This window comes from Microbulbifer maximicatervae (SeqCode), from assembly GCF_052467695.1.
This window is the reverse complement of sequence record NZ_CP174320.1, coordinates 4,960,236-4,973,235: the sequence shown is the minus strand read 5'-3', so window position 1 is coordinate 4,973,235 and position 13,000 is coordinate 4,960,236. Positions and strand designations below refer to the sequence as shown.

The window sequence follows — 13,000 nt, the reverse complement described above, 5'->3', positions numbered from 1 at the left end:
GCACTCAGGTATGATTCACGCCACATCGAGACACGATGTCTTTAAAAATCAATCACTTAGCGAAGTGAACGATTTTTCAAAATCGGAGCGTAGCGCAGCCTGGTAGCGCACCACACTGGGGGTGTGGTGGTCGTCGGTTCAAATCCGGCCGCTCCGACCATCTTTCTTTATATCTCATGCGGCTTTCAGCCACTTTTCCCGATTGAGCGTACAAAAACCCCGTACAAAAACTCTCAATCACTTCCGCATCAGTAATTTCGGGTCGATGCTGATACCCACTTCTTTGTATTCCCGCTCATGCCCTCCGAGATAAAACTTCTCAGTAATTTCTGCATCGGTATGGGCGCATATTTCTGCAATCTCTTCCGGGCTGTGACCGGATTTCTTGAGCAGGTGAGAGGCTAGGGCGCGCACCTCGTGAAATGTAGGCCTGGCGCTGCTGGGTAAGTCCTGGCGAACCTCTGCGGCGTCTCGTGCATCTTTAAATTGGTTTGATAGCCTTGCTGGCATTAATCTGCACCAATGTTCATTTTGCTTCGCTCGGGGCTGTCTTTTCTTTGGTTGATATGAAACCGCAAAAGGGCATCGATAATTTTGCAGGGAGAGCTGTCGGGCGTGGTTAATTACTTGGCGTAATCCAGGGTGATGATTGTAAGACCAGCGCAGATATGTAGCTCTTTCTTCGCCGCGTTGATTAATTGATTTCTCTACCCCTTTATCAATCCCTGCATCGGTTACATGCTTGTCCAGTCGTAAGCTGCTCACATCACCGCGGCGCATAGTTGTAAGCAGTGATAAATCCATAGCAATTTGCAGACCTGTATAACCCAGCTCGCCAGCTGCGTCGTGTATGCGCCAGAAATCTTGCAGGGTAAGCCGTTGACGTACTTTTTCCGGTCGTTGCCTTGGAATTAATTTAGGGACTTCGTCACTGGTGTTAAATGGATTAAATGTAAGTTTTGGAACTGAGCCTTCCAGCATTAAATAATTAACAAAGCTTCGCAGGGCTGCGCGGCTATTTCGCAGGGGATGATAATCCTGCGATTCCCACCAGTCGCGAACCATGGTTAGCGTCAGCTCGTGCGGCATAGGGTTATTAAGCTGTTCACACATACGCTCAACATAGCGCCGCTTTTGACTCCAGCGTGCAGCTGTGGCCTGTTTGGGATGGTTCAGCTCCATCCAGGCAACCCAGTCGCTGTAGCGGTCCAGTAGGCTACCTGCTCGCGCAATCCAAACGGTATCCGTTGTTGCTGGCTGACGCTCATAGAGGTCGCGCTGGCGGTTGGCCTGTTTTGCCTGACGAATTGCTTCGGCTGTTGTGCCGTGGAATGTGAGACTGGAACCATCTGGGCGTAAATAACGCCAATAATTTGCCCGCTTTTTGGGGTCGGTATAAAGATTTTCTGGCAACTCCAGACCGTCCACATATCTAGGTTTTTTTGGTCTAGCCATTATTTTCTTCCGTGTTATCTGCGTGCGAGTAGTGGTGAGATTGGTTCAGCCTCTACTGCCGCGCGCTCTTCCGTGCGAATTGTGTAAGGGTAATGAAACCCATTTCGGTAAATATATAATCTATCGCCTAACCAGCGCCCGGCAACTTCACCAGTTGAAACCCACTTTATAATGGTCTCGCGTGCGGGCTGGGTTCCGGCAAAGCTCTCTCTAGCCAACGATTCATATAGATTTACCCCTGTAATATTGTGAGATTGATGGATCTCTCTCCTTCTCATAGGATGCGCACCTCGTGCATTTCACAGTAGAAATTTCCTACTTTTAGTAGCTCATTGGAGGGGCGTTACCTATGTCTATTACAGTAAATTCTTCATTACGGCGTATTCATAGGTTCCGTATAGAGGTATTTGGGCCTGACTCATTCACAAAAATTCCTCATATAGCTTGTACGCATTTTGCTAGAGGGGTTCGCTTGTCCAAACATGACTTAAGTGATGAAGAAAGGGATGATAGAACTACAATAAATCATGTTTCATTTTCTGGAGACATGAAGTACCCCACTATTGGTAGCTTTACAAGATATGACATACCGGGGCTTGAGGGGAAAAGGCAGTCTTTTAGCTCGAGAATTGGTTCATGTCACAGCATGAAAGAGGATATAGATAAATATGGACACCCTGATTCGATGTTCTTTATTAAGATCCCATTTGCTAAGGACCGATCCACTACTGCGACAATACCGGCCGTTTATCAGTTAGCAGACAGTGAGTTGGGTGCTGGAAATGGTAACAACTGTGTTCATTATGTAAAACGTGAATTGATGTCTGTTACTGAATGTGATGAAACCCGGAAGCTCATTTGGAATATGCCCCCAACAGTAGAAGGTTTTGCCCTTAGAATTAAAGAGAAATTTTCCTATTGATTGGAGGGGGGGCAATTTTTTCGGTATATATCTGCAGAGTTAGACATAATGAATAAGATCTCAACAGGCTTAATTTTACCTATCGCTTTATTCACTGTTTTATTAGGTTGCTCTGAAGTCGAAGCTAAAGAAGAGCGAAGCTATGACTGCCACGAGTGGCTACCGAAGTGGTCTGACTCCGATAAAGATTGCCAGAGCACCCGCCATGAGTTGCTGCTTCAGTTCTCTCTAGCTCCAGTAACCTTCACTAATGACAAGCAGTGTACTGTAGATACAGGCCTCTGGCTGGACCCGTACTTTCAATCTGGCCTCTGACCTGGATGTTGAACACATCGTGCCGCTGTCCTGGGATCACGGGCACGGTGGTGCCAACTGGACTGTAGAGCTTAAGCGTCAATTTGCAGAAGACCCTGAGAATTTATGGTTGGTCGATGATGGCCGGAATCAAAGCAAGGGTGACAAAGGCCCCGATGAGTGGATGCCACCCTATGAGCCCGTCCAGGCTATCTACGTGCAGCGATTCATGGCGATAGTGGAGAAGTATGGGCTGAAATTCTCACAGGAAGAGTCAGCCTAGATTCTGGCACTCCTGGACGAATAACTCGCACTCTGCAGCGCTTCTACCAGCCTTCCAGAGTGCCGCTTGGTTACCCTCTACCTCCCGGAAACCCTGGCTCCAGTTATGTACCTTCACTGAAGTCTTGGGGTTGCTAAAAGGTGATAGGGAGTATGGGGCGCTAGTTACGCGCCCCTAGCCTAATTGTTCATTGGTCCGATGAGTTGATTAGAGCTTTTAAGAGTTAGGGGAGGGTATCCATTTGGTTGCTCACTTTTAAAACCATATACAAAATGATTTGATAGTGAGCTTAAGTCTCGACGTTAGCCTCATGGATATGCTTCAAGCCAGCCCTTCTAAATGAATGGCCAACCCAAAATGAAATTAGTATAAACACCAATAAGGCTAAGTGAGTTTCTTGATTCATTGATGTAAAAAACCGCAGGATGTCTAGCTTTTCTTCGGAGCTAGAAAGGGTATTGTTTAAGATTATTGTAATAGGTATTACTGTGAATAGCAGAATTATTCCTTTAAAAACTGCAATTGAAATATCTATGAGGGTTTTTCCGAAAGCAATTCTAGCTTCTTTATTAAGCTCACTGGGTTTCATATCTGATCCTGCTGAATAAATCCAAAAATTTTTCTACGAGAAAGGGTATATTTCTCGGTCGTAATTTGGATGGGAGAGGTTGCCCCCTCCCAATGGGATTAGCGGATAGGTTGACTGCGCATATGTGCACAGACAAGTTCCCAGACACCATTACGGAACCGCTTATAACTCCGAACACGAACAGATTTGAATCTATGGGTAGCCATGATAGGCCTCCTTATAAAGTTTAAGGAGTGAATAGAAAAATCGGCTAACCAGTGATACACTTGAATTGCTACGTTCAATTGTTTCAAGTTATGCCGGCGGTTAAGGGTCACTCCTGATACCCCGCACCTTGTTACACAAAAAGCCATCATAAGCGCCAACTTATGATGGCTTTTTACTTTCTTGTGTTCCTAAATCTGTATTCTGCTGCTTTTGTTGAAACGTCAAACCTGACTTGTACGTCTCTAGCGCTAGAGCAGTTTGCTTTTACTTCTTCGTACGGCATGAGGAATTCAGCTGCAAAAGTATCTGCTTGCCACTCTGAGTCCTCATATTTTCGATGAGTTTGTACGTGGTTGCTAATATTTCTAGGGTAGGCAGAAAGGCGACGATGCAAGAAAAGGTGTCCGATTTCGTGCGCGATGGTGAAGCGATCTTTTCCAACACCTTGTGCAGCTCCCTTATATACATGCTCGGCCAGAACTATTCTATTCTGATCGGGATATGTAATTGCCTCCGCCCCGTTGAGCAATGAGGTATCGCTCTGTACACATTCATATGTAAAGTTCGGTATGAGCTTTGGGAGATGAAACTCTAATGTGTCAACAACTTCAACTCTGCCGTTTGGCTTAGAGCCCACCTTGGCAAGAAGATTTCTCCATAAGTTGGCGTGTTGACGAATTTTTTGAGTGCTTAAAGGAGGAACTCTGCTACCACCTCTCCTCATTGGCTCATACCGACTTTGTTCCATATTTTCTAGCTCTCCGGCTGATTTTCTAAAATCTCTAGAATTTGTTTAGCAACAGACTCATCAAGTGATGAGGTGTTGATATTCCTTGCGAATGCCGCTACTGCCTGTCGAGTTATGTCACTTTGCTTTTTTAGGTTAAACCGATACTCAGTTTGGGAGCTATCGGCTGAAGCCTGAAGCTCGGATGCTTCTGCTGGTGACAAACTTAAATAATTGGATATATTCTGTACTAATTCATATGTAACCTTTTTACTGCCTGTTTCAACTGCTGATAGGTATGGGGCACTAACGTTAATTGCAGCAGCCATTTCACCCAGTCTTAGTTGTTGATCAATCCGGTGCTTCCTTACCAGTTTCCCGAATGAAGTAAGCATCCAAAATCTCCCTTTTTTCTATTTGTTATCGCATGAACATCTTTTTAAGCGGCGACGGAAAGAATATTAACCTCGTTTGGTTAATATTAGAAGCCATTTTTGGTAAAAAATACTGCTAATTATTACAAAATTGAACCCTTGTACCGTTTCAAAGTTTATTAATGGCATGAAAGTCATGAATGGGTTAGCTGGGGCGTTAAACCTCTAGATTTACTGAGGGGCTTCATCCTTGACATAGAGGCAGGGGAAGTGGAGTACCAGAAATTGACGTTTAGGTTTTGGGGAAGGCTGATTTTGGGGGTAGGCCAGATTATAAGGAACACTGAGAGGAAGCTGCCGGCAGTCAGCTACAGACTTTAAATCTGTTTTCAAAATTCGGTTGCTACATAGCCAGTGGAGAGGTGAGATATCAAGTCTCTCGGATAGGAGGGGTGATTCCGAAAATACTACCTCGTTTTTAAGGATCTAAATACCGGCCACTCAAGTCACTGGCTCGAAATAGTGTTCCAACTGAAAGGGGAGTGCTTTAGCTTCCTTCAAGCGCTCACCACCAATAAATAAAGTAGAGCTTTGGGTTGCTAACTAGATACGACTGTGCGAATGCGCTGTTAAGTACAAGTTTAATCAGAGTCTTCAATGTCTTGGCAATACTGGTAAGGATAGAACTAAGCCTGGAATTTCAAATGACCTTACCAGCGGCTACTCGTACGATTGTTTTTAACCCAAAAAAACCAAGCAATAGCACTAATGTGGAGAGGTGACTTGCAAGATGGTAACTCCACGCTGAACTCAATATTTATCCCTACAACGGAATCCTGCTCTTCCAGTATTTGTAGAATCCAGGACACCCATAATTTGAAAGAATAGCTTTGAAGTCGTGTATTTCATCTTTTCTGGGCTTGCTAGCAGTCAGGAGGTAGGTATCAGGCTAGGTTTAGTAGCGGAGTAATCCAGGACACCCAAAGATTGGAGGGTAGTGTCAGTTACGTGGCAAGCACCAGCTCTGGTAGCTTTTTCTCTCTAATTTAGGGAAAAAAAGGGGGGAATGCAGAGGGTCTGTGTTCAGTCTGTAGGTAGTGCAATTTTTGGATATAAAACCGGCAATCGTGCTATCGAGTGTTTGGAGTAGGGCTAGATTTGGGGGGTAGCTGAGAGGAAGCGCCGGCAGTCACCAATACCGTGTACCCAGCGTTTATTGAGGTGGCTACAGGCTTGCTGTACTACCTTCACTGATCCCACCAAGCCTTTAAAGCGACTTTCAAAATTTCGGTTGAGATAGAGCCAGTGCCTGGGTGAGATACCAAGCCGCTCCAGGATGGGAGGTGTGTTTTCGGCAATACAGCCTCGTTTCCTGGGATCTAAATGTCGGCCACTCCAGTCCACTAGCTCCAAATAGTGATCCAGCTGAAAAGGTAGCCCTTTCGGCATACTCAAACGCTCACCGCCGACAAACGGAAGTAGACTTTTGGGCTGTTTGCCTGAGGCTACCGCACGAATACGCTGTTGAATCGATGTGTAATCGGAGTCTTCAGGGGTCTTGGCAATATTGGCACGGATCGGGTTGAGGTCTACATAGGCCATGCAGGCAGCAAGGGCTCTTTCGTCCAGTAAGGCTTGGGACTTAAAACGGCCCTCCCAAAAGCGGCCTGTACAGTTGTCCTCAGCGTTGGCCTGGCGAGCGATAGATTCGTTTAAGCAGCGCATAAACCAGCTGATATCCATTAGACGCTCCCGCCATAGAGAAACGACTTCTTTTAGCCTAGTTACCTCACAGTGATCGAGGGTATCGCCCTGAAGATAGCGCTGAGCCAAGCTGGAAGCTTTGAACAGTTTTTGCCAGCGAGTAATTACCTTTTTGAGAGACCACTTGCTAGCAGCTTCTCTGTCGATATAGAGCACTATATGGTAGTGATTACTCATTACTGCATAGGCGGCAATATCTAACGCAAACACCTCGGCCAATTTATACATACGGTTTTCAATCCACTCGCGCCGATATTCGTAATCTTTTCCGGACTTACTATCTCTGCCACAGAGAAATGCACGGCGTACACAGCGGGAAACGCAGTGATAATAAGGTGTTGCATCCAGAGATATCTGGGTGCTTCGGGGTAGAGTCATCGGCGGCACGTGTATTGTATTGTATGAATATACAGTATCCTGAAGGGTTTCATCCTTTTGTCAATAGGGCTGGCGGTTTATACTTTCTATTTGGTGGGTGTCCAGAAATACCCTTATTATCAAGTGAAGATAGGCATAAGCGCCCCCAAATCACTCCCCATCCACCGTGAAGAAATCTATGTGCGGATCAAAAAGCAGCAGAAAGCAAAGGCCTGAATATGCTTGAAGGTAGGGCAACTTGAGGCACCCAATAATTGAAAGAGGGATTCCAAGAAGAATCATTGCGCCTCTGTTCGGTAGGCGATATACGCGCTCTGATTCGAATGCCTTTTGGATGCCAAAGGTGACTAGCTAGCGAACTCGGAGTGGCCGTGCTGATGTCTTGGAGATGTTTAACAAGCAGACCTTCTTATCCGACAGGAAGAGAGGGTAAGCAAGCCTTGCCAGCGCCACAAGAGGTGTACTTAATGCTTGGCTTGCTATACACAGATCCTCCAGATGAATGTCGCCGAGCCCACCAGCTGCTTCAAGCAGCCTTCAGGATTGGGCTAAAGACAGAGCTTACGCTAAGTGAAGATGCCTAGCCTTTTGATGAAGGAGGAATATTCCCAACAATGCTCCCTAGCTCTTGTGTGCTGAGTCAGTGATTAATCCAGCTCCAGCAGATGAGGTTCCACTTTTGACGGAATCTATGCTTTGGTTTTTCTGTTCCTCGCCTAACATACAAGGTGTCCCTCCACATCGCTAGATTTCAATTCGTCACGCTCTTCCGAACCTGTATAGTCAGCCCCGCAGAATCGTTACCGCCACGTATAAGAATGGTAGCAACGGAGAACCTGTTGACGCCGTGTGACAAAAATCAGGATATCAATAAGGTCAAGGAAGAGGGGATCGACCAGTGTTTACAACACAGTGAAGTTTAGGCTTACAGCTTGGATGGGAGGCTATGCCTGATGATATGGAGCATACCGTGTGCAAACACATATCAGTGATGGGGTTGCTTAGACGGCACAAGTGGCTAGCAAGCCATAACCCTCAGATTATCAGTTTTGGGCCATGTAAATTAGTTGGCGCTGATCGAAAAGTGTACAGCTGTACTTTCAATAACAAAAGCCAGCAGAAGCTGCACCTACTTCTAGTTGAAACTCAGTAACTCATTGATACTTAAAGGGTGCCAAAGGTGATGTAAAGCTGAGAAAATACAGAATTATAAAGGCGCTGCTTTGTATATATTCTTGCGTATTTACACAAAAATAAGGTAACTTATTGATTTTATTGAGATTTGAAAGGAAATCGGGCGTAGAAATATAAAGCAGGGTGATATAAAGAAGCTTCTTTTGAATTAACTGTTATGCTTTCTAGGGACCCTCTGATCAACGAAGCATTTTTCTAGAATTAAGCTACACTGCTTGAAAAATTCACTTTATTACGCTCAAACGCGTAATTTTCGCGTAATAGTCCCCTAATTTTTCATCTGAAATCCTCAATAGGCGGATTTCAGGCGCCCCCCCTAGGTAGCCAAGTATTTTCTCCCTATTAATAAGTTGGTAAAGCCTGCCAGTAAGCACAGCCTCTCAGTATTTTTTACCAGTCCCCGATAGCGGACCTTGTCATAACCAAATACCTGTTTGATGTAGCGGAAGGGGTGCTCGACCTTCGCTCTTATCTGCGCCTTGATCTTTTCCGCTTTACGGAGTGCATCACGCCCTGGAAGAGTTTTTAGCTTGCTCGGCTTCATTGCTATATACCAATCCGCCTCCCGCTCTTTCAACTCTTCACGTTTCTCCGCACCAATGTACCCAGAGTCTCCCCAGATTCTTTTCTCCTCCCCGTGGAGAACTCGCTCTGTGGTTGTGACATCATGCGAATTCGCTGCTGTTGTATCTATGCTATGTATTACTCCGAGCACATCATCAACCCCGATATGCATTTTCATCCCAAAATGCCATTGATTGCCTTTCTTTGTTTGATGCATTTCCGGATCACGTTCTTTCTTTTCATTCTTAGTTGAAGTTGGCGCAGAGATAATAGTGGCATCTACAATCGTGCCTTCACGCAGTACCATGCCATTCTCAGCAAGATGTTTGTTGATTTCATCAAAAAGAGCTGCACCTAGCTGATTGAGCTCCAGTAAGTGGCGAAAGTTAAGAATCGTTGTTTCATCGGGAATTGGGCTACTCAAAGTCAATCCAGCAAAACTACGCATGGATTCAATTTCATACAGTGCATCTTCCATAGCGGGATCACTGAGATTGTAAAATAGCTGCATGCAATGAATACGAAGCATGACACTCAATGGATATGGCTGTCGGCCACGTTTGCCTTGTGGGTAACAAGGAGTGATCTGAGCTTCTAGTCGCTGCCATGGGATGAGGATTTCCATTTGAGAAAGAAACTTCTCTCGCCGAGTTATACGGCGCTTTAGCTTATATTCTGCTTCGGCAAAGGTGACTTGGTGCATGATTCATCGTAGTCTTGATGGGTAGGTGAATATTACCAAATTGACTCAGAATTATTCAGAGGTTCCCTAGTCCAAAATTTTAAATCCTAATGAAATATTTTGTAGGTTTTGTTGTTACTGCATTTGTCTATGTATATGGCCTCATGAGGTTATATGATCATAGTCATTACTGGCCGAGAACTGATGCTGTAGTTGATCCTGTAGAAATGTTACTTTGGACGATATCAAGTCTGTTTGTGGTGGTTATTATTCACTCTATAATTTGGAGCTTACATTCAATTTATCAGCTGAAGCTAATGAGTTTTAAGCCATCTTATAGGGGGCTTTTGTGTTCGGTAAATTTCTGTTTTATTTTATTTTTATGGGTGTTACCAGTATTAATATGAACGCAAGCATAACAAACTGTCGTGGCGGGCCAAAGTAAGCGTGGTTCGCTTTCGCTCACTTTACCACGATTACTTTGGCCACTTAACGGGGCGTTATGAGAAATGGTATGAGGTATACATTCAATTTTTTGAATTTGGACGTAGAGTTTGAAGTCCTTTCAAAAAACAACACAATGGCTATATTCAGAAGTAATGGAAAACAGTGGGTTGAGGTCCTAGAGACTAAACTTTCGAAAAAAAGTAGGTTAGATTCATTCTTTTTCACATCCGATTCAATGGGCCAACTACCCAATATCGTGTTTCGCCAGCTATTCTTTGAATAGAAAATTAGTACTTATAAAGCGTAAAGATGAATATGTCACCTGCTTTCTGGTTACCTGGCGAATACCCTTTACATTTTCAGTGAGCTGGCCAATGTCGGTTCGCAAGTCATTAGTAGATAGTTTTATCGGGGAGCTGCGTGAGGGAAATTCATAACAAACTAATTAAGGAACCTCTGAATAATTCTGAGTCAATTTGGTAATATTCACCTACCCATCAAGACTACGATGAATCATGCACCAAGTCACCTTTGCCGAAGCAGAATATAAGCTAAAGCGCCGTATAACTCGGCGAGAGAAGTTTCTTTCTCAAATGGAAATCCTCATCCCATGGCAGCGACTAGAAGCTCAGATCACTCCTTGTTACCCACAAGGCAAACGTGGCCGACAGCCATATCCATTGAGTGTCATGCTTCGTATTCATTGCATGCAGCTATTTTACAATCTCAGTGATCCCGCTATGGAAGATGCACTGTATGAAATTGAATCCATGCGTAGTTTTGCTGGATTGACTTTGAGTAGCCCAATTCCCGATGAAACAACGATTCTTAACTTTCGCCACTTACTGGAGCTCAATCAGCTAGGTGCAGCTCTTTTTGATGAAATCAACAAACATCTTGCTGAGAATGGCATGGTACTGCGTGAAGGCACGATTGTAGATGCCACTATTATCTCTGCGCCAACTTCAACTAAGAATGAAAAGAAAGAACGTGATCCGGAAATGCATCAAACAAAGAAAGGCAATCAATGGCATTTTGGGATGAAAATGCATATCGGGGTTGATGATGTGCTCGGAGTAATACATAGCATAGATACAACAGCAGCGAATTCGCATGATGTCACAACCACAGAGCGAGTTCTCCACGGGGAGGAGAAAAGAATCTGGGGAGACTCTGGGTACATTGGTGCGGAGAAACGTGAAGAGTTGAAAGAGCGGGAGGCGGATTGGTATATAGCAATGAAGCCGAGCAAGCTAAAAACTCTTCCAGGGCGTGATGCACTCCGTAAAGCGGAAAAGATCAAGGCGCAGATAAGAGCGAAGGTCGAGCACCCCTTCCGCTACATCAAACAGGTATTTGGTTATGACAAGGTCCGCTATCGGGGACTGGTAAAAAATACTGAGAGGCTGTGCTTACTGGCAGGCTTTACCAACTTATTAATAGGGAGAAAATACTTGGCTACCTAGGGGGGGCGCCTGAAATCCGCCTATTGAGGATTTCAGATGAAAAATTAGGGGACTATTACGCGAAAATTACGCGTTTGAGCGTAATAAAGTGAATTTTTCAAGCAGTGTAGCTTAATTCTAGAAAAATGCTTCGTTGATCAGAGGGTCCTTAACTTTACGCGCGAAGGACGCGTGCCGGAGAGTCTGCGCTCCGGCTGCCGGTTTTAGAGTGTTAACTTTATCATGAATATCGAACAGCTTCGCCGAATTCGAAACAAGAATACTGAACAACAAAATGAACTCTCGTTCCTTGAAATGAAAGAGTGCGCGGACAAATTTATAAATGATGAAAGTATGTACCCATGGTTAAGCTTGCTGTTATCCCAAAAGGGGATGTCCGCGAATGAGGGAATTCTATTGAATTGTTTCGATATTTTTGAGCAGTATGGAACTCAATGGATGGGCACATGGCTAACGAAGAAAAAAGAGTTCTACGAGTTTGATGTAATGACAGATCGAGCCAATAAAGAGTTATTGGAAATTGATGATTGGTCTAGGGTTCACCCTGAAGTGTCTGCTCATTCTAAAGGCATTGGGAAAAAGCCTGCTTTTATAGCTCTAGAGCTGTTATCGGAATATGGTCAAAGTTAACAAATACAAGCAGGTTGTTAAGGGGCTTTGGCCCTTCGTGGGACTGCCTACACTACGCAGCAGCCCCCGTTGTAGTTGTTAAATATCTAGGTAGAGGTTGATAGAATTAATGTTCTTAGCGATTGGCATCATCCTACAGATAGTGTTTCTAGGTCCGTCATTGCTGATCTGGGCTTTATGCAAGAGGTTCTGGCCAAATATCTTTTCTATCAATCCGTATCTTGCCACGTTCATATGTTTAGTTTTGGCTATCATTAGCGTATTTGTCCTAAACGTTGAATTTGAGGGTGGTTTAATAACCGGGGTAATAGTGTTTGGTGTTTTCTCGTTTATTTACAGTATTGCTCTCAGTGCAGTGATATTTACCTACAAATCAATAAAGACGCGTATAAATACATAACAAGGCACTGTTGTCACAGCCTTTGGCTGCTGGGGCGGCTCACTGCGTGGCCCGCCCCTAAGCTTAGTGTTATATGCTCCAATAAAGAGGTATGAATTTTGAGTAAGTGGCTTTATCTTTTAGTTATTTTTGTACTGGCCGGTCTTCTTTATCCGGTAATCTACCTCCTCGGCCTGGAAAGGTTAGGGGGCGGAGCTTTACTGAGGGTTCCGGAGTTCATCATATATAGCGTACTGATAGGATTCCTCTTGTATCCGTTCATAGAGGGCTATAGACGCTATAAGGCAGGTAGTCGCTCATTGGCTGCTATTTTTTTCATTTTCGGAATAATTTTACCAGTTATAAGTGGCGCTTTTTTCATACTTTTATTTGAATCTATGTTGAAGACTAGAAGCCATGGATAACAAAGCTACACATAATCAGGCCGGACAAGCTTGTCCAGCTATGTACATGTCATAGGCCTGCTGTTTTCATGTGTTATGTGGGTATGGTAGCTACTGCCGCCTTTTGGTAGGCGATTCAGTACTATGCCTAACTAGTAAAAGCACCGGACGCACTGGCGTGCGCTCGGTATATTTATCCCCAATACTCTAAATAGTTGATAAGATAAATGAGAAAATCATC

At 44.4% G+C, this 13,000-nt stretch carries 12 protein-coding genes, 1 tRNA gene and 1 pseudogene; 7 read left to right on the top strand and 7 right to left on the bottom strand.

All coding sequences use genetic code 11. The features are described 5' to 3' along the window. Positions 1–83: 83 nt before the first annotated feature. Positions 84–160: transfer RNA gene (locus ACJJI8_RS21855), tRNA-Pro, on the top strand. 77 nt (positions 161–237) lie between these two features. Here the strand turns inward: ACJJI8_RS21855 and ACJJI8_RS21850 are convergent. Together ACJJI8_RS21850 and ACJJI8_RS21845 are read right to left on the bottom strand one after the other, a co-directional pair. Continuing rightward, positions 238–1,455, bottom strand: coding sequence for a site-specific integrase (locus ACJJI8_RS21850; protein WP_444907763.1), 1,218 nt, complete (start codon positions 1,453–1,455; stop codon positions 238–240). A 14-nt stretch (positions 1,456–1,469) separates the two neighbouring features. Beyond that, entirely contained in the window at positions 1,470–1,733 is a 264-nt protein-coding gene (locus ACJJI8_RS21845) for a hypothetical protein (RefSeq protein WP_444907764.1), read from the bottom strand. Between the two features lie 194 nt (positions 1,734–1,927). Between ACJJI8_RS21845 and ACJJI8_RS21840 the strand changes: the two genes are divergently transcribed. From ACJJI8_RS21840 to ACJJI8_RS21830, 3 genes are read left to right on the top strand one after another with little or no spacing between them, the layout of a single operon-like run. Beyond that, complete coding sequence (locus ACJJI8_RS21840) at positions 1,928–2,377, top strand: hypothetical protein (protein ID WP_444907765.1); 450 nt, start codon at positions 1,928–1,930, stop codon at positions 2,375–2,377. 48 nt (positions 2,378–2,425) lie between these two features. Then, complete coding sequence (locus ACJJI8_RS21835) at positions 2,426–2,692, top strand: hypothetical protein (protein WP_444907766.1); 267 nt, start codon at positions 2,426–2,428, stop codon at positions 2,690–2,692. A 19-nt stretch (positions 2,693–2,711) separates the two neighbouring features. Then, a complete protein-coding gene (locus ACJJI8_RS21830; protein ID WP_444907767.1) occupies positions 2,712–2,954 on the top strand; it encodes a GmrSD restriction endonuclease domain-containing protein in 243 nt (80 codons plus the stop codon). Positions 2,955–3,243: 289 nt separating this feature from the next. Here ACJJI8_RS21830 and ACJJI8_RS21825 read toward each other — a convergent pair whose 3' ends face one another. The 4 genes from ACJJI8_RS21825 to ACJJI8_RS21810 all read right to left on the bottom strand — a co-directional run bounded on the left by ACJJI8_RS21825 (position 3,244) and on the right by ACJJI8_RS21810 (position 6,993). Next, complete coding sequence (locus tag ACJJI8_RS21825) at positions 3,244–3,543, bottom strand: hypothetical protein (protein ID WP_444907768.1); 300 nt, start codon at positions 3,541–3,543, stop codon at positions 3,244–3,246. Between the two features lie 379 nt (positions 3,544–3,922). Then, on the bottom strand, positions 3,923–4,498 hold the full coding sequence (locus ACJJI8_RS21820; protein WP_444907769.1) for an ImmA/IrrE family metallo-endopeptidase: 576 nt from the start codon (positions 4,496–4,498) through the stop codon (positions 3,923–3,925). A gap of 5 nt (positions 4,499–4,503) precedes the next feature. Next, positions 4,504–4,872 (bottom strand): helix-turn-helix domain-containing protein, encoded by a 369-nt coding sequence (locus ACJJI8_RS21815; protein ID WP_444907770.1) that lies wholly within the window; start codon positions 4,870–4,872, stop codon positions 4,504–4,506. A 1,131-nt stretch (positions 4,873–6,003) separates the two neighbouring features. After that, positions 6,004–6,993 (bottom strand): transposase, encoded by a 990-nt coding sequence (locus tag ACJJI8_RS21810; RefSeq protein WP_444933736.1) that lies wholly within the window; start codon positions 6,991–6,993, stop codon positions 6,004–6,006. 120 nt (positions 6,994–7,113) lie between these two features. On the opposite strand from ACJJI8_RS21810, the pseudogene ACJJI8_RS21805 reads away from it, so the two are divergent. Beyond that, positions 7,114–7,209, top strand: a pseudogene (locus ACJJI8_RS21805) (carbon storage regulator); the annotation flags it as partial. 1,294 nt (positions 7,210–8,503) lie between these two features. Here the strand turns inward: ACJJI8_RS21805 and ACJJI8_RS21800 are convergent. Continuing rightward, the gene (locus tag ACJJI8_RS21800) at positions 8,504–9,454 is read right to left on the bottom strand and encodes an IS5 family transposase (protein ID WP_444932661.1); all 951 of its coding nucleotides are present in this window, start codon (positions 9,452–9,454) and stop codon (positions 8,504–8,506) included. 941 nt (positions 9,455–10,395) lie between these two features. On the opposite strand from ACJJI8_RS21800, the gene ACJJI8_RS21795 reads away from it, so the two are divergent. Continuing rightward, positions 10,396–11,346 carry an IS5 family transposase gene (locus ACJJI8_RS21795; protein ID WP_444932661.1) on the top strand — a complete coding sequence of 317 codons (951 nt, stop codon included), beginning with the start codon at positions 10,396–10,398 and terminating at the stop codon, positions 11,344–11,346. A 222-nt stretch (positions 11,347–11,568) separates the two neighbouring features. After that, on the top strand, positions 11,569–11,976 hold the full coding sequence (locus tag ACJJI8_RS21790) for a hypothetical protein (protein WP_444933735.1): 408 nt from the start codon (positions 11,569–11,571) through the stop codon (positions 11,974–11,976). The last annotated feature ends 1,024 nt before the right edge of the window (positions 11,977–13,000 follow it).